This window comes from Saccharibacter sp. 17.LH.SD (assembly GCF_009834805.1).
Taxonomy (GTDB): domain Bacteria; phylum Pseudomonadota; class Alphaproteobacteria; order Acetobacterales; family Acetobacteraceae; genus Saccharibacter.
On record NZ_WVHO01000010.1, the window covers coordinates 322,708 to 340,186 of the forward strand.

Annotated in this window: 16 protein-coding genes, 1 tRNA gene and 1 riboswitch; of the genes, 5 read left to right on the forward strand and 12 right to left on the reverse strand. The window is 48.7% G+C overall.

Translation table 11 applies throughout. The features are described 5' to 3' along the window. Window positions 1-267: 267 nt before the first annotated feature. Window positions 268-1,515 carry an APC family permease gene (locus GS501_RS06085; RefSeq protein ID WP_160830969.1) on the forward strand — a complete coding sequence of 416 codons (1,248 nt, stop codon included), beginning with the start codon at window positions 268-270 and terminating at the stop codon, window positions 1,513-1,515. Here the strand turns inward: GS501_RS06085 and GS501_RS06090 are convergent. The 4 genes from GS501_RS06090 to GS501_RS06105 form a co-directional block, all read right to left on the reverse strand. Beyond that, window positions 1,510-2,853, reverse strand: a complete 1,344-nt coding sequence (locus GS501_RS06090) for a voltage-gated chloride channel family protein (protein ID WP_160830970.1) — start codon at window positions 2,851-2,853, stop codon at window positions 1,510-1,512. The two genes, GS501_RS06085 and GS501_RS06090, sit on opposite strands and share 6 nt — an antisense overlap. A 50-nt stretch (window positions 2,854-2,903) precedes the next feature. After that, a riboswitch (Fluoride riboswitch) is annotated at window positions 2,904-2,985 on the reverse strand. A gap of 117 nt (window positions 2,986-3,102) precedes the next feature. Further along, a complete protein-coding gene (gene fusA / locus GS501_RS06095) occupies window positions 3,103-5,208 on the reverse strand; it encodes an elongation factor G (protein ID WP_160830971.1) in 2,106 nt (701 codons plus the stop codon). Between the two features lie 141 nt (window positions 5,209-5,349). Further along, complete coding sequence (gene rpmB / locus GS501_RS06100) at window positions 5,350-5,652, reverse strand: 50S ribosomal protein L28 (protein WP_160830972.1); 303 nt, start codon at window positions 5,650-5,652, stop codon at window positions 5,350-5,352. A gap of 159 nt (window positions 5,653-5,811) precedes the next feature. Further along, a complete protein-coding gene (locus GS501_RS06105; protein ID WP_160830973.1) occupies window positions 5,812-7,599 on the reverse strand; it encodes an ABC transporter ATP-binding protein/permease in 1,788 nt (595 codons plus the stop codon). A gap of 66 nt (window positions 7,600-7,665) precedes the next feature. Between GS501_RS06105 and GS501_RS10120 the strand changes: the two genes are divergently transcribed. Further along, the gene (locus tag GS501_RS10120) at window positions 7,666-8,532 is read left to right on the forward strand and encodes an NUDIX domain-containing protein (RefSeq protein ID WP_370517952.1); all 867 of its coding nucleotides are present in this window, start codon (window positions 7,666-7,668) and stop codon (window positions 8,530-8,532) included. Window positions 8,533-8,650: 118 nt separating this feature from the next. Continuing rightward, window positions 8,651-9,784, forward strand: a complete 1,134-nt coding sequence (locus tag GS501_RS06115; RefSeq protein ID WP_160830974.1) for an AI-2E family transporter — start codon at window positions 8,651-8,653, stop codon at window positions 9,782-9,784. A gap of 19 nt (window positions 9,785-9,803) precedes the next feature. On the opposite strand, the gene GS501_RS06120 is transcribed toward GS501_RS06115, so the two are convergent. From GS501_RS06120 to GS501_RS06150, 7 genes are all read right to left on the reverse strand, one after another. Further along, a tRNA-Pro gene (locus GS501_RS06120) sits at window positions 9,804-9,880 on the reverse strand. Between the two features lie 66 nt (window positions 9,881-9,946). After that, on the reverse strand, window positions 9,947-12,124 hold the full coding sequence (locus GS501_RS06125; protein WP_160830975.1) for a MerR family transcriptional regulator: 2,178 nt from the start codon (window positions 12,122-12,124) through the stop codon (window positions 9,947-9,949). Next, a complete protein-coding gene (locus GS501_RS06130) occupies window positions 12,121-12,432 on the reverse strand; it encodes an integration host factor subunit alpha (protein ID WP_160830976.1) in 312 nt (103 codons plus the stop codon). Before GS501_RS06130 ends, GS501_RS06125 begins: the two co-directional genes overlap by 4 nt. 40 nt (window positions 12,433-12,472) lie before the next feature. Next, on the reverse strand, window positions 12,473-13,468 hold the full coding sequence (locus tag GS501_RS06135) for a beta-ketoacyl-ACP synthase III (protein ID WP_160830977.1): 996 nt from the start codon (window positions 13,466-13,468) through the stop codon (window positions 12,473-12,475). 8 nt (window positions 13,469-13,476) lie between these two features. Next, window positions 13,477-14,574, reverse strand: coding sequence for a phosphate acyltransferase PlsX (gene plsX, locus GS501_RS06140; RefSeq protein ID WP_160830978.1), 1,098 nt, complete (start codon window positions 14,572-14,574; stop codon window positions 13,477-13,479). A 97-nt stretch (window positions 14,575-14,671) separates the two neighbouring features. Continuing rightward, window positions 14,672-14,878, reverse strand: coding sequence for a 50S ribosomal protein L32 (gene rpmF / locus GS501_RS06145; RefSeq protein ID WP_160830979.1), 207 nt, complete (start codon window positions 14,876-14,878; stop codon window positions 14,672-14,674). A gap of 212 nt (window positions 14,879-15,090) precedes the next feature. Next, window positions 15,091-15,690 (reverse strand): DUF177 domain-containing protein, encoded by a 600-nt coding sequence (locus GS501_RS06150; RefSeq protein ID WP_160830980.1) that lies wholly within the window; start codon window positions 15,688-15,690, stop codon window positions 15,091-15,093. 171 nt (window positions 15,691-15,861) lie between these two features. Between GS501_RS06150 and GS501_RS06155 the strand changes: the two genes are divergently transcribed. Then, window positions 15,862-16,494 (forward strand): outer membrane protein assembly factor BamE, encoded by a 633-nt coding sequence (locus GS501_RS06155; protein WP_160830981.1) that lies wholly within the window; start codon window positions 15,862-15,864, stop codon window positions 16,492-16,494. Between the two features lie 58 nt (window positions 16,495-16,552). Here GS501_RS06155 and GS501_RS06160 read toward each other — a convergent pair whose 3' ends face one another. Further along, entirely contained in the window at window positions 16,553-17,047 is a 495-nt protein-coding gene (locus tag GS501_RS06160; RefSeq protein WP_160831112.1) for a MarR family winged helix-turn-helix transcriptional regulator, read from the reverse strand. Between the two features lie 182 nt (window positions 17,048-17,229). Between GS501_RS06160 and rpsU the strand changes: the two genes are divergently transcribed. Next, window positions 17,230-17,433, forward strand: coding sequence for a 30S ribosomal protein S21 (gene rpsU / locus GS501_RS06165; protein ID WP_026294133.1), 204 nt, complete (start codon window positions 17,230-17,232; stop codon window positions 17,431-17,433). Window positions 17,434-17,479: the final 46 nt, after the last annotated feature.

Genomic DNA, 17,479 nt, shown 5'->3' on the forward strand with positions numbered 1-17,479 from the left:
ATTTCAATAAATAAAAATAAATCAATATGTTAGCTGAACAGGACATTACGGAATGATGAATTTTTTTATAAAAAAATTGAATCCTCTTATAAATTTTATTTATGATGTTTAAAGAATAATCTGATCAATGTAAGTTGACTCCTCTAGTACAGATTAATCTACACTCAACTTTACCCAATAATAAGACTTTCCATTATCATGTTCACTTCTCCCTACGTATAATTTAATCATTCTCGCTCTTACTGCTGATGAGTTTATAAATAAAATATGACAACCCCCCACACGAAGCGCCTCCACAACACATTAGGCCCTCTTTCAGGCACAGCCATGATGCTCAATAACGTTATTGGAGCAGGCATTCTTTCCCTCCCAGGGTTGGCAGCCGGCATCGCAGGCATTCAATCCTTTTGGACATGGATCATAGCATCGCTTGTTGTGGCTCCCCTGCTCACCGTTTTCATGATGCTTGCCATCAACTACCCAAATGCAGGAGGTGCTATTCATGTCGCACAACAAGCTTTTGGACGATTTGGAAGTTTATTCACGTCAACTTTACTTTTTGGCACATTCATCCTCGGCATCCCCTCAGTTGCCTTAACAGGTGGATATTATCTTCAAGGAGCTTTTTCACTCCCGGCATGGAGTGCAGGAGCCTTAATGCTTATCACAGCGACTCTCGCTAATCTCTTTTCAGCAAAAGGCGCTGCAAGGATTGGTATTTATGCTTCTATCGCGGTCATCGGTTTTTTAATTATTTTAATCAGTGCCGGTCTTTTCAGTGTTCACCTAACAATCAACACATCCATCCCATTTCCAAAATGGTCAGCTTTTTCTCCCTTTATGCTCGTCTTTTTTGCATTTTCTGGGTGGGAAGTTTCTCTGGGCTTATCCGAAGAATTTACAAACCCAAGACGAAATATTCCGATAGCCATCGCTTCCTCTTGGCTCGTCATCAGCATTTTTTATATTTTCTGCGCACTCATTGTGACCAATGGTGGTAAAAATTTTTGGAACGCTCATCCATTCTTAGACGTTTTTACAAAATTCTTGGGCAATAAAACACAAGCCGAAACCATTGTCGCCATTGGTGCAACCTTGCTGATCTGGACCAATCTTTTTGCCGCTGTCTGGGGGATATCACGCATGATCTACCGCAGCATCAAATTCAAACAATTGTCTTATGAGCGCCGCGGAATTCCTGTTGCAGCCGTTACCGTGACAGGAGGGATAATGACAAGTGTCGTACTACTCTCTGCAGCTTTATCCATTAATATTTCAACGCTGTTATCGTCTGCCGGAATGAATTTTCTCATTCTCTATGGAATAGCCGCGGCTGCATTATGCAAACTCTCTCAAGGAATATTGCCAAAAATCATCGCTCTGGGCGCCATCATCCCTGTTGCTCTTTTAATGGCCTACTCCACGGCGCACCTCATCTACCCTGCTCTTATTTTTTGCGTGACGTTGATGGTGTTTATCTCCCATACACGCCACGCAAAAAAAGCTACTTTATAGAGTAGGCTTGCCCCATTGGCCTAATCGGGCTTGGCGAAGAATCGTTCCAGGAACGAAGCTCTTATTCCAAATTTTGGGCGCTTCAACACGTTGCGATAAGTAAATGCCTGTATAGCCCGAAACGAGATAAGCGACCACGCAACCCAATGCGTAATAGACGATATTCGCACTCCCAAACAGCTCAACCGCCATAAAGATGCAGGCCATGGGCGTATTCGCACACGCAGCAAAAACAGCCATAAAGCCGACACCTGCGAGGAGATCATTGGGCACACCCAGCACGGGAGCCAAAGCATTGCCAAGCCCTGCACCGATAAAGAAGAGTGGCGTCACCTCACCACCCTTATAGCTACAGGACAGTGCAACCACAGTGAAAACAAGCTTCAACAGCCACGACCACGTATAATGCGACGTCCCAAAAAAATTGATAATGGACGCCCCACCAACCTCTGGCGCAATAATCCCTAACCCAAGGTAGTCTCGTGTACCCAAAATCCACACCAAAACAATGGTGAGCACACCGCCGATCAGAGGACGTAACCAACTTTGCGGACAAATTTTCTTTACGATCGATGAAAGAAATTGAACCGATTCAACAAAAAGACGGCTGACTAAACCAAAAGCCAGTGCTGCAACACACACTTTAAGCAAGAGCCACGCATTGGCATGTGGGACAAGACCTTTAGCATCAGCTATCCCATGGAAACCCATCGGATAGGTTGGATGGTGGATGCCCCATTGGTAGCATGTCCAATCTGCAATGACGGACGCCAACATAGAAGGCAAAATCGCACTATAGCTTATCTGCCCAACTGCGAGCACCTCCAATCCAAATACTGCTCCTGCGATAGGTGTTCCAAAGATAGCCCCAAAGCCGGCAGCCACCCCTGCGATCAATAGGATACGCGTTTGACGTTCATCAAAATGGAACCAACGCCCAAACGTGCTGGCTAAACTACCCCCAATCTGAACAGCCGACCCCTCACGCCCCACTGAGGCGCCAAATAGATGGCTTACTACCGTGCCCAATAAAATCAGCGGCGCCATCCGCAGAGGAACCCCCTCATTGGGCTTATCAATCTCATCCAGAATGAGGTTATTACCCCCTTCAGCGCGCCCACCCCACCAATAATAGATAAGCCCGACAGCTACCCCCGCAAATGGGAGCGCATAAAGCAAAGCAGGATACGCGAAACGATAGAGAGTCGCTTCTTCTAAAAGCCATAGAAGCAACGCGCAGCCACTCCCCACGGCAAGCGACATGGGCACCAACACAAGGAGCCAACGCAGCAACCCTAGGCCAATAGAAGCATATTTTTGTAATAATGAAATCGACATAAAAGACTCCCCCTTGCCATGCCAACAGGGGAAATACCCCCTGACTATAGTCACCGGTAGGAATCATCAGCCCATCATCGTGGGCGGTTCGGCTCAAAATCGGCCAGGCGGAAATCCATCACCTATTCATTGTAAAAAACTCAAAAAGATTTTTATGTCAAGCCCATCTTTCAACAGTTACGCTTATTACAAAAAACCCCCGCCATTTTCACGGCGAGGGCTTTTTTTAATCCGCGATAAAGAAAAATCTTAAGCGCGTGATTCCATAATCTCATCAGCCACGTTGCGTGGTACTGGGTCATAGTGATGGAACTGCATGGTGAAGGATGCACGGCCCTTCGTTGCCGAACGCAGATGAGAAATGTAACCGAACATTTCTTTCAACGGCACCTGGGAACGAATGAGAACCGTAGACCCCATCACTTCCTGGTTCTGAATGATACCACGGCGACGGTTAAGGTCACCCACCACGTCACCAACGTGATCGTTTGGTGTTGTGATCTCAACATCCATGATTGGCTCAAGAATGACTGGACCAGCCTTCTTCATCCCTTCACGGAAGCATGCCTTAGCGGCGATCTCAAAGGCCAGAGCCGAGGAGTCAACATCATGGTATTTACCATCTTCCAGCGTGAACTTGAAGTCCACCGTCTCGAAGCCAGCCAACACACCGGTTGATGCCTGGTTACGGATACCCTTCTCAACAGCTGGGATATATTCCTTCGGAACAGAACCACCAACCACTTTATTTTCGAAAATAATCTGATCTTTCTCACCAGAAGGCTCGAAGGTGATCTTCACCTCAGCGAACTGACCAGAACCACCAGACTGTTTCTTATGGGTGTAGGTCTCTGTGTGGGACTTCGTGATCGTCTCACGATAAGCCACCTGAGGCGCACCAATGTTCGCATCAACCCCATATTCGCGGCGCAAACGGTCCACGATAATATCAAGATGAAGCTCACCCATACCAGAAAGAATGGTCTGTCCGGTTTCTTGGTCTGTGCGAAGCTGAAGGGATGGATCCTCAGCGGTCAGCTTTTGCAGCGCCAAGGTCATTTTCTCAACAGCGTCTTTCGTGCGTGGCTCAACCGAAATATCGATCACAGGCACTGGGAACTGCATACGCTCCAGAACCACAGGGTCGGACGCATCAGCCAATGTATCACCCGTTCCTGTGTCTTTCAGACCAACGAACGCTGCAATATCACCCGCACCAACAGACTTCACTTCTTGGCGTTTGTCAGCGTGCATCTGGAACATACGGCCAACACGCTCTTTCGTACCCTTCGTGGTGTTCAGAACCGTATCGCCTGAATTCAGCACACCGCGATAAACGCGAACGAAGGTCAGCGTTCCGTATTTGTCAGAGATGATCTTAAAGGCCAACCCTGCAAACTTCCCTTCTGGCTCTACCGGAACGATCGGCAGGAAGTCTTCATCAACTTCTTCACCTTCTGGTGGCGCAATACGGATACCTTCAACTTCATCAGGAGCTGGCAGATAATCGATCACAGCGTCAAGAAGTGGCTGAACACCCTTATTCTTAAAGGCCGTACCACAGAGAACAGGGCGGAACTCACCAGAGATCGTCCCCTTCTTGATGGCACGTTTCAGGGTAGCGATATCGACATCCCCCTTCTCGAAATACTCTTCCATTGCTTCATTATCAGCAGCAAGAGCTGTATCGAGCAGGTTTTGACGTGCCTCTTCAGCCTTTTCTTTCATATCGGCTGGGATTTCTTCGTAATGGAACGAAGCGCCGAGGTCATCACCTTCCCAAACGATAGCGCGCATCTCAACGAGATCAACAACACCCACCATTTTGTCTTCGGCACCGATAGGAAGCTGCAGTGGGATCGCCACAATATCCAGCTTTTCCTTCAATGTGCTGAAAGCGTAATAGAAGTCGGCCCCTGTACGGTCGAGCTTGTTGATAAAGATGATACGCGGCACATTATAGCGATCAGCCAAACGCCAATTCGTTTCAGACTGAGGCTGCACACCGGCCACACCTTCAATCACGAAGATGGCTCCATCAAGCACACGCAAAGAACGATTCACTTCAATGTTGAAGTCAATATGGCCTGGTGTGTCGATGATGTTGATGCGATTGCCGTTCCACTCACACGTCACGGCAGCAGACGTAATCGTGATACCGCGCTCACGCTCTTGAGCCATATAGTCGGTCGTTGTGTTACCGTCATGCACCTCACCAATACGGTGGGACATACCGGTATAGAACAGCATACGCTCAGTCGTCGTGGTCTTACCTGCGTCAATATGAGCGGTAATACCAATATTACGAATCTTTGAAAGAGCGGACTTGGCGCTCTGGACGCTATCGTCGGTCACGGGAAACCTCCAAAATGCAAGGAAAGGTGTTTCAGGCTGCCCGAAACACCTCAACGAACCCTGTTCACTTCAATGGGATATCATAATTCTTTAGCAGGGTTCCCCTAAAGAAAACGGCCCTTAACCAGGGCTAACCAGGCCTTAACCCTGCTGGGCAGCCTTACGCTCTTGCACCCGAAGAATGCGGCGCTTGATCACAAGAGCTTCTGGTGGAAGCTTGCGATTTGGTGTTCCTAAAAGAAAGGAATCAAGCCCACCATTATGCTCGACCGTACGGATACCCTTGGTCGTAAGACGCATGCGAATTGGCGTCCCTAGGATATCAGAAAGCAGAGTGGTCTCCTGAAGGTTGGGCAGGAAACGACGACGGGTTTTGTTATGAGCGTGGCTGACGTTGTTGCCCGTCAGTACCCCTTTGCCCGTGACTTGGCAACGGCGAGACATAGAACTTCCTCGATGCTGTGATACGTAAGGGCTAAATGCCCACACGTGTTCCGTAAATAAGGCGGGCTTATGGCCGATAGTTCACAAAACGTCAAGCCTTTCTGCCCTCTTTCATCAGACAGAACCGCAGCCCGGTCCCTCCTCTAGACTGTAAATGCGTTATAGGGAACCCCTTCCGGCCTGTGCAGACCACATTGAGGCATATTTTCCTTCTAAAGCCAGTAAAGTGGCATGAGTTCCCTCTTCCACAATACATCCATCTCCCAACACCATGATATGATCGGCATCCTGGACGGTGGATAATCGATGAGCGATAATAAATGTTGTGCGCCCATGCGAAAGGGACGATAATTCTCTTTGAATGCGCGCCTCCGTCTGCGTATCCAAAGCACTTGTTGCTTCATCCAAAATGAGCAGGCGTGGGTCTCGTAAAATAACACGAGCAATCGCCACACGTTGCTTCTCACCTCCTGAGAGTTTTAACCCGCGTTCCCCAACCAACGTGTCATATCCATTGGGAAGGGATTCTATAAAATCTCCAATTTGTGCACGATGAGCCGCCTCCCGCACCTCTTCAAACGAGGCACCAACGCGCCCATAAGCAATATTGTCCCCTATGCTCGCATTAAACAAAATGCATTCCTGCGGCACAATTCCGAGTTGTTGCCTCAAATTATCCAATGACAGAGAACGGATATCATACCCATCAAAAGAAATTTCCCCCTGTATCGGGTCGTATAACCGGCTGATCAGTCGTGCGAGTGTCGATTTCCCCGATCCCGTCTGCCCCACAACGGCCAATGTTTTCCCTGCGGGGATACAACACGTGATATCTTTCAAAATCAAACGCGAAGGATCATACCCAAAAGAAACATGCGAGAACTCTACCGCAACACCACCTGCCTCCTTATGCCCAACTGACAGGAAATGAGGCTGAGGAGGTGATGCAATTTCAGGTGTGAGTGCCAGGAGTTCCAAATAATTTTCCATATCGACACGCGCATTACGCCACCCCGCCCCAACGTAATTTAAGGCCCCTACTGCAGCATAAACGTTACGAATGTACGTACCGATCAAGACGAACTGAGCCACCCCAATCCGATGATGTACAATATCAATAATCGCCAAGCCCAAAAGCAGAATAGTCGCAAATGCAATAATAATATTCCGCACGATCTGCGATGAACTCACAAGATATTGCAAACGAATATCTGCCTTCTGCAAACGCGCACGAACCGTATCATGTTGCGTCACTTCGTAACGTTCATTTCCAAAAGCACGAACGGTTTCAAGATTCGTAATACCATCAACAAGATGATGGTGTGCGGCATTATTCGCCTGATTACGCTGGCGCCGCGCTGCCATACGGAGCTTTGTGAATATGTATGAAATTATGGCGTATAAAATAACGGTTCCGAGGAGCAAGAACACATACTGCCAATTAAATACGTGTATAATAACACCGAAAGTCAGCAGCAACCCAATCACATTAGGTAACACATTAGAGAGTGATAAATCCAACAATGAGCCCGCAGCGTCAGCCCCTCTATCCAAAATGCGGGTCAAAGCGCCTGTTTGGCGGTCCGCATGGAAGCGCGCGCTGAGACGATAAATATGCTCAAGACCTAGTAAAACAACGCGCCGCTTCAAAAAAGCGCGCAGCGGTACAACAATAATATCCCGCAAAGGACCTGCGACACTCTCGATAAATCGTAGAAAAGCATATTGTACAAGTAATGCAACAATAGCTTTGGTGACTAATGCCCCACCTGAAAGTTGCTGCACCATGTGGCTAAATACCCAGGGCGTCGCCACAGATACACTGCTTTCAAGCAATAAGAGGCCACATGCTAAGAGAATACGCACCACGATTGGCCGTAAAGGGTGCGGGCGCAATAACACCCAAAAAGCTTTTAAAGAAAGACGGGGTGGATTTAACGAACTCATAAGCTCACTATGTAGAACACTCAGAACGCTTTACAATCACCTTCTCTTTTGACGAGACAAGAAAACGTGACACACGCGCAAACACTTTCACCTGAGAGCCGACCTTTTCTACGTCATATAGAACGATGCCGAAACGTCACTCTTCCTCATGGACGCCTTCCACTTTATCGCACAGACATACTTGTCGGGTGGATTGACCCAAACGTTGTCCCGCACCTGAAAAGTAATGGATATGCCCCTTTCATCTCCATTACAGACACGCGTGCCACCTTAACTCAGCCTGATAGTATCAAACGTCTGAGCATCCTACTTGCGGATCAAAATATTTACCGTCCATTTCGGGAATGGTTTGATGTCACCTCTCCTGACAACGTTATTCTCGATCAAATAGACCGTGGCCTTATCCCACTTCTCGGTGTGGAAGCTGCCGGGGTTCATCTTAACGGTCTTGTTAAAAAAGACGACACCTTGTTCCTCTGGGTTGCACAACGTAGCCAAACAAAACGTCTTGACCCTGGGAAGTTGGATCATCTTGTCGCAGGGGGGATGAGCAGCGGTCTTTCTCCAAAAGAGACTATTATTAAAGAAGCCCAAGAAGAAGCGTCTATCCCTGAAACTTTAGTTCAAAAAGCCACGCATGTGAGCACCTTATGCTATGCGATGCTACGCCCCGAAGGGTTAAGGCGTGATCGGCTCTATTGTTATGACCTTTTCTTGCCGGAAGACTTTATTCCTATCCCCTCTGACGGCGAAGTCGAAGCATTTCACTTGAAACCACTTGCTGAGGTCTTTCGTCGTATTCAAAAAACGGATGATTTCAAGTTTAATGTTAACCTCGTTATCATTGATCTCTTCCTACGCCACGGTTTTTTTCCTAAAGAGGATGAAGGCGTCATTCATGCTGCACTTTACCCAAAATATTCAACGCGCTGATGACATGCCTTATTATTTGCCAAAACTCGCATTATTGTCATTCTCGGGGAGTTGACCATTCAATGAAGATAGGTATTACCCCTGAACTTATCACGAATAGGCTGAGGCTTTCTTCTCAATGACCAACACACCACCAACACATGGGGAGCACAACCACCTGCGGTTACCTCCTCCTTCGGGGAACTTCCAACGTCGTGCCCGAGGCTTTCTCTCATTATTTTTCATCCTTGCGGGGCTTTGGGCGTTACAACGCTTCCTTCCCGCCCTGATTTGGGGGGGCATTTTCTCCATCGCTCTCTGGCCTCTTTATCGCAGAGCAGAGGAACGCTTTGGAAATTCTGTATGGCTCCCATCTATCTTCACATGTGCGCTGGCCCTGGTTTTCATTTTACCCGCAATATTCATCGCCTATAAAATAGTCGATGAACTTCAAGATGCGCTTTTGTGGGTCAATAGCATCTTGCACACAGGGCTCCCTGAACCTCAGTGGGTACAACGCATTCCGCTCGTTTCAGCCAAAATTCATACATTCTGGCAAACCCATTTAGCTCAGCCAGAACAGATTCATGAATTATTTGATTCTGCGGGTATGAATTTGAGCAAAGGCCTGAGCATGACTCATCAAGTCGGCTCGCGCGTTGCTCCGCTCGTGCATGTTGTCATTCTCTTTTTCTTTTCCTTGCTAACACTTTTCTTCATTTTGAAGGATGGCGATAGCATTACCACAAAGCTCTTAGGCAGCTCACAACGGCTTTTTGGACGCCAGGGAGAGACATTGGCACGTCAGATCATCTCTTCTGTTCATGGGACTGTCTCAGGCCTTGTCTTAGTTGGTTTGGGTGAAGGTGTCGTCATGGGAATTGCCTACGCAATTGCTGGAGCCCCTCAACCCATCATCTTCGGCCTTGTTACAGCGGTGGCAGCCATGGTGCCTCTTTTGGGATGGATCGCCGTCACTGGAGTTGCTCTTCTGATGGTCGCCACACAAAGCAGTGCCATTGCAGCTATTATTGTATGGGTCATCGGCGCTATTGTGCTCTTCGTGGCCGATCACTTCATCCGTCCCGTTCTCATTGGCGGCAACACAAAAGTGCCTTTCCTCTGGGTTCTTCTCGGAATTTTCGGCGGTGCAGAGACATGGGGTCTTCTAGGATTGTTCCTTGGACCTGCCATCATGGCATGCCTGCATCTCCTCTGGACGATCTGGACGGAGAACTCTAACAAGAATATCAGGGAACAAAAACAAACATAAAGGGGAATAACCGTAGGACTGGTCGGGCAGGCGGGATTCGAACCCACGACCCCCAGTCCCCCAGACTGATGCGCTACCAGGCTGCGCTACTGCCCGTCCTACGGTGTGAAGCTCTTTAGCAGTCTCAGCCCTTCCCTGCAATGGGCTGAGACACACTTTCTTTTACTGAGTTAAAGCGTTACGTAGTTCTTTTATATCCGCTAACAAAGCACGCGCTCCTTCACGTAAATGAGAAAGCTCCGTCTTCGTTTGCGCTGCTTCTTTTTCGTGACCTAACGCCTGTTGTAACTCTTGCTGCAAACGAAGCTTATCTTCCTCCATAGCAGCAAATTGTCCACGCAACTCGCGAGCGTGCAAACGCTCTTCATGCGCTACATTATATTGCTCTTGTAAATGAGCTTTTTCTTTTTCCAAAGCTGTCAGACGCACACGCAATGATTCGGCATCTCGCTGCTCTTCTTCGGCTTTTCCGAGCGCCTGATGCAGCCGTTGGTTATCCTCTTCCAGTTTTTGTAGCGATACAACGGCCTCTTCCAGTTTTTCTAAAAACTGAACTCGCTCGCCCTCCACTCTATCCAAGCGCGCACGCACTTCACGCGCCACTTCCTGCTCCTTCTGAGCATTCTTAAGCTCTTCTTGGAGTGAAGAATGCTCTGCCTCTAACTTCTTAAACGCATCATCTGTCTGCGTCAGATGTACAAGTTTTTCTTCCGAAAGATCTTTTTCTTTATGAAGTCCTTCGAGCTTCTGGCGCAAATCCTCTTCACGAGCGGAATACTCTTGCTTTGTCTTCTCTAACGTTTTGCGTAGCTCTGACAGTTCCTCTTCCAACAAAGGAAGTTTTTCGACCTGCACCTGACGTTCTTTCAAGGCTTCTTGAAGATCCAACGCCTCGCTATTGCTCTGCACCTGCTTGGCTTTAAGCTCCTCATGCTCCGCACGCAGCATACCATGCTCTTCTTTGAGGGCCCGCAACGTTTCAAGCTCTCCCTCTAACGTCGCAACACGTTTCTTAGATTCTTCAAAATGCTGATGTTCCTCTTGAGCATGTTCTAAAGCCTCGCGTTGCTCTGACTGCTCAGCTTCTAACTCACGATAACGTTGTTGAAGAGCATCATACGCCTCAGCACGTTCCTTCAAACGCGCATTATCCTCTTCCACCGTCAATAAATGAGTAAGTAACTCATCATCTTCCGTCTGCCTTGCCTTAAGCTCTTCATGCTTCGCACACAGCGCACTATGCTCTTCTTTGAGAGCCCGCAACGTCTCAAGCTTGCTCTCTAACCTTGCAACCTGTTTCTTGGACTCCTCAAAACGTTGCCGCTCCTCTTGGGCACGCTCTAAAGCCTCGCGTTGCTCTGACTGCTCAGCTTCTAACTCACGATAACGTTGTTGAAGAGCATCATACGCTTCAGCACGCTCTTTTAAACGGGCATTATCCTCTTCTACCTTCAAGAGTTGTGTGAGTAACTCATCATCTTCCGCCTGCTTGGCCTTAAGCTCCTCATGCTCCGCACGCAGCGTACTATGCTCTTCTTTGAGAGCCCGCAATGTCTCGAGCTCGCCCTCTAACGTTGCAACCTGTTTCTTGGCTTCTTCAAAATGCTGACGTTCCTCTTGGGCACGCTCCAAAGCCTGGCGTTGCTCTGACTGCCTAGCTTCCAACTCACGATAACGCTGCTGCAAAGAATCATACGCTTCAGCACGCTCCTGAAGGCGAACATTTTCCGATTCTATCTCGTTGATATATTCTTCGCGATCTTTATTTTCTTGATCCTTCTTCTCATAAGAAGAAAGTTTAGCGCGTAACTGAGTATTTGCTTCTTCTAGCTGTTTTACTGATACGGCTTCCTGCGCTGCATTATTTATCTTTTCTTGTAAACGCGCATTTTCTTGACCCAATACAGCAACCGTATCTGACAGTTCTTTTTGCAAAGAGTGGCGTTGCTGTTCTGCTTTCTCAGCAGCAACACGACTTGCCTTTTCTTCTTCTTGAAGCCGCGTATTTTCTTCTTGCAATGCTAGAAGGCGCTCTTCGAGCTCACGCTCTTTTCCTTCATCCCGTCTCTCTTCCGCTGGAGATGACGAGGCCTGTTTAACAAGATTTTCCTCCCGAAGAACCGTCATAACCTCATGGCTTTTCCGGCCTTCGCGATATAAAATCTCAGAAATACGACGAATGATCGCGACATCGTCAATATTATAAAACCGCTGCCCATCAGCCCCTACATGAGACTGAAAAGCAGGATACAAATTCTCCCAGGACCGCAGACGATACGGTGGAATCCCTAACTCTTCAGCAACAGAGGAAAGAGTAACTGTTTGCGGAGCAACAGTCATGCCGACGTTCCTTTTTCTTTTCGTTTACGATTCACCTCTTCACGCAGAAAGCGTGAAGGCCGGAAAAAAGGAACACACCGCGCCGAAATCAACGCCTCCTCCCCCGTAAGGGGATTTCTCCCCACCCGTGTCGCTTTACTACGCACACCAAACGTTCCGAAGCCACTCAACTTCAGGCTATCTTCCCGCTCAAGTGTTTGAATAAACAACTCAAGCATCTGCTCCAGAAAGTCCACGGCCTCTTGGCGAGAAAAACCATTTTCTTTCTGTAAGAGCTCTACCAAATCTGCGCGCGTAATTGTACCCATTCCTTAGGCGTATCACGCCAGTAGAAACAGTCAAGAAATCTTAGAGACGAATAAGAGCAGATCCCCACGTCAAGCCGCCGCCTAGAGCTTCCATGAGAACGAGGTCACCCTTTTTTATACGCTGATCATGCACGGCTTCACAAAGCGCCAAAGGAATCGATGCGGCTGACGTATTCGCGTGGCGATCTACAGTCACCACAACTCTCTCAGGCGGTAGAGCAAGACGCTTTGCCATCCCGTCGATAATTCTTAAGTTTGCCTGATGAGGAACCAGCCACTGCACGTCACTGCCCTTCAGGCCATTTGCTTCAAGAGCCTCATCGACAGCCGCAGCTAAGCGTACGACCGCATGCCGGAACACTTCTCGCCCATGCATCTTTAAGGCAACTTTGCCAGAAGCACATCCGACAGCCCCATCGACATAGAGCAAATCACCCAAACGTCCGTCAGCATGCAAATGGGTTGATAAAATACCCTCGTGCTGTGTTTCTCCCCCCTCGAGCAAGACCGCTCCTGCACCATCGCCAAACAGCACACATGTGGAACGATCCTCCCAATCTAAAAGACGGGAAAAAACTTCAACACCAATAACAAGCACACGGCTTACCTGCCGGCTACGTATCATCGCATCAGCTGTCGAAAGCGCATAAATAAAACCAGAGCAGGCAGCACTGACATCAAAGCCAAAACCCTGCTCTATCCCTAAAGCGGCCTGAACACGCACAGCAACAGAGGGGAAAACCTGGTCTGGCGTCGATGTCGCGACAATGATGGCATCAACATCCGCACTTGATACGTTGGCATGTTCTAATGCTTGGCGTGCAGCCTCTGTCGCGAGAGAAACAGCGCTCTCGCCCTCGCCAGCAATGTGACGCTGAGCAATACCCGTGCGCGTGCGTATCCACTCGTCTGACGTCTCTAATCTCTCGGCTAGCTCTTCATTGGTAATAACATTTTTAGGAAGAGCGCCACCGACTCCGGTTAAACGACTTCTCCATTCACCTGATTGCACAGTCTGCTGTACCACCGATTGCATACTTACTCCTACTCCTTCGGGTCGGCAGCAGAGCCCAACATACCTACCTGATCCAATCGATGACGAATTTTCGCGTTAAGATTATTCAAAACAGCATCAACGGCAACATCAACGGCTGACGCAAACCCCTCAGCATCGGCTCCACCATGTGATTTCACAACGACACCATTTAAGCCGACAAAGACAGCCCCATTATAACGCCGAGGATCGATCCACTCACGCATACGATCCAACCCTGGCTTCACAAGGAGATAACCAATTTTTGTCAACCAATTCGTCTTAAAAACACTCTTCAAAAGACCAAAAGCGAGTTTCAATGCGCCTTCGCCTGTTTTTAAAGCAACATTCCCTGTAAAACCGTCCGTCACAACAACATCGACAACGCCGGCTGTAATGTCATGCCCTTCGACAAACCCGGAGAATTGTTTTCCCAAAACACTTCCACGCAACGCCTCAGCTGCCTGCCGCAAGCGCTCATCCCCTTTTAGCTCTTCAGAACCTACATTCAACAAGCCAATAGTCGGGCTTTTCAAACCGAGCGCTGCCTGAGCAAAAGCTTCTCCCATAACGGAAAACTCTACGAGATTACGCACGTCACAAACGATATTCGCCCCTAGGTCGAGCATAACCACATCTCCACGTGCTGACGGCTGAACAGCCGCCATAGCGGGACGCGAAATACCGGGAAGAACTTTGACAACAATCTTTGCCAAGGCAAGCATGGCACCACTATTGCCAGCAGACACAACACCACGTGCCTCACCTGAGGCTACAGCCTGCATGCATAAACGCATGGATGATTCACGTACACGCAACGCCGCTGTAGGCTTCATGTCCATAGGGATGCTTTCCGCCGCATGACGGATTGTGCATATCCCCTCAGCTTTTGGGAAACGTTTTAAGGCTGGCTCAAGAACAGTCTCATCGCCCACAAGCAAAATCCGGACATCAGGATGCCGGATCGCCGTCATTTCTAGACCTGCTAATACGATCTCAGGAGCCTTATCGCCACCCATAGCATCAACAGCCAGAGTATATGGGAGAGAAGATGTTCCTCCCACTTCCTTGACGCCATCCCCCGATGCAACGGCAGACGTCTCTGTCATGAATGCGGCCCCCAGATTTACATATAGCCTAGAATAAACATTATCCTGCTACACTCCCCCCGGGAAGGCCCCCGGGAGTGTGGGGCAGAAAAGTATCTTAGGAACGGACAGCCGTCTTAAGAACTTTACCTTCCGCGCTGATAACCTCACGCCCATCATAATGGCCGCAATGGCTGCAGATGTGATGCGGACGTTTTACTTCACCACAATTAGCGCATTCTGCATGTGCCTCAACACGTAAAGCATGATGGCTACGGCGCATACCGCGACGGGACGGCGTGGTCTTTCTTTTAGGGACGGCCATGGTTTTCTGCCTCTTACTGGTTCAACGTATCTAGCTTGCAACGCCGCCTCTTAAATACGCCGCCGAAAGCCAGGATCAGTTTATACAACACCACCGCTTCAAAACACGGTGCTCAGGCGGGGGGCTCTAGCAGACAGACCGTTAATCTGCAAGCTTATTACCACCCACGCATCAATTTCGTCCTTCCCTTTAGCAAAGGAAAAGAAGGCTTTCTACTGTTTGTCCTTTTTTTCTTTCAATTGGGCCAAAGTTGCAAATGGGTTTGGCTTACCATCTCGGGGAATTTTTGCCTCTTCCTCCTCCGATGGTGTCACCTCGACAAATTCTTCCAACCCAACCCCAGCACGTCGTGGATAAGGATTAAGCGCCAGTGCCAGCTGCTCAGAGGCCGCTTCGCCTAAATCTACCGCCAAGCCATCATAGGGCACATCATCTGCTTCTTCCGCTAACAGAGCATCAAGATCAATATCATCGTCAGCAGGCATATCTTCTTGCCGGACAAATCGTAGCTGAAAAGCTTCCGAAATGATTTCATCAACAGGCTCTGCCGTAATGACGCAGGCTTGAGTTGCTTGTGCTTCAAGAAATCCTCTAGCTTGAATCGCCCTACCTGTCCCTTTCGTTAGATCAAAGCTGCATACCAACCGATCTAGACGAACCAACCCAAAACGACGGCACAGCGCCTCACGTTCTGATTCATTCGCTTCAACCCGCCTCTCTAAAGAACGCCCGATCGTGGAAACCGACACACGATGAGAAAATTCTGGTGCAACAGCATGCGTTTGAGACACCGGTTCTTTCTTAGATGACATCACTCACTCTCCCTCTAACAACCCCTAAAAATGACCTATAAATCTCTCTAACGGAGACCCATACCAGGGCGATTCTTAATGAAAAAGATTGACATAAGCGTGACACTAAGGCACCGGAAAACAATTAATGCTCCCTCTGAACATACAGTACCATCAGGACAGCACGCCTTCATGACTAGCGTATCCTCCGCCACGCCTCTGAGAAGATATTCTCGTTTTCTGACTGCCACACGCTGTCTTTCTGTACCCCGCTCGCGTTGGGTCGGGTTACTGGCTGGAGGAATTATTTTTCTCAGCGGCTGTGCTGCGCCTATCCCGCGCGGAGCGCTTATTGAAAAAGAAGATTACAGCCAACTCATTCCGAATACGAGCACTCAGTCCGATACCCTCGGCATTTTAGGATCCCCGACCACACACTCGACATTCAACGATAACACATGGATCTATATTTCCATGACGAAGGATCTTGTCCCTCTCTCTCATCCTGCTGTCGCGACGCAAAACGTGCTTGTCCTCAATTTTGATAATAATGGCGTTTTGCGGAAGAAGACTGTTCTTGGCCGTCATGACGCCATCCCCGTCCGAATGGTGAACGCTGTCACACCAACACCAGGAACGCAGATCTCTGTTATCCAAGAACTTTTGGGAAATGTCGGACGCTATAACCCTATGAGCAGCATGGGCAGCACGTTCGGTGGTCTTAACGGTGGTAATGGTATGGGCGGCGTTGGCGGCGGCGGCGGCATGGGAATGGGTCAAGGCAGCGGAACCGGTAATGGTGGTGTCGGTAACACTATGCCTTGATGGCTTTCAATGCCATCACCTAATGATTTTCTAAAAGATGACCCTATTACGATATTCGTCACGTTGATGATTCGTATGATCCGAACTGCATGATCCCTCTGAGCACGTGACGAAAACTCTCCACTCCGTGTCCATCCACCTGTCGATAGGAAAAGGAGAGCGCTTCGCGAATCTGTGCAAAAAGCTTCGCCTCAACATCACGTCCTTTTGAGGTTAAATGCAGTGGCTTTCGCCGCCTATCAAACGCATCTTTCTCTTGCTCTAACAGCCCTTCTTGCTTCAAATCATTCAAAGCACGTCCCAAAGACTGCTTCGTCACTCCTAAACGCTCCAAAAGACGTGTTGGCGTGATATGCTCATGCGAGCCTACAAAAAAAAGAATCCTATGATGGGCTGCCCCCAAGCCATATTCTTCCAAAAGCGGCCTACAAACTTCATGTAACCGACGAGATGCAAGCAAAAACGCTTCAAATGATTGGCGCATCGACTCCTCTCGTAGATAGAGCTGCGCCTCTGCCGCTGACCCCTTTAATGGCGTTGCACGTAACGTCATCACCTTGATTTCCTACTTCTATACCAACTCAGCTCAACAGAGTTGCTCGAGATACTATTGTTTCCGCAATGAGAGTATGTTAGGCCGACCAACACCGAAATACGGATTTGATCCCAAATTTCGGGTGGATGTTCCAACATCCCTCGAAGGGATCATAGACCCCTAAAGGAGATGACGACACCGTGCAGGTTCTCGTTCGTGACAATAATGTTGACCAGGCGCTTAAAGCGCTCAAAAAAAAGATGCAACGTGAAGGCGTGTTTCGCGAAATGAAGCTTCGCCGTCATTTTGAAAAGCCTTCTGAGCGTCGTGCTCGCGAGGTTGCTGAGGCTGTTCGCCGCGCTCGCAAAATGGAGCGTAAGCGCCTAGAGCGTGAAGGCTTCTAAGAAGCCTTCCTTCCGTTTTACGGATGGCAAATGCGAAGGAACCGCC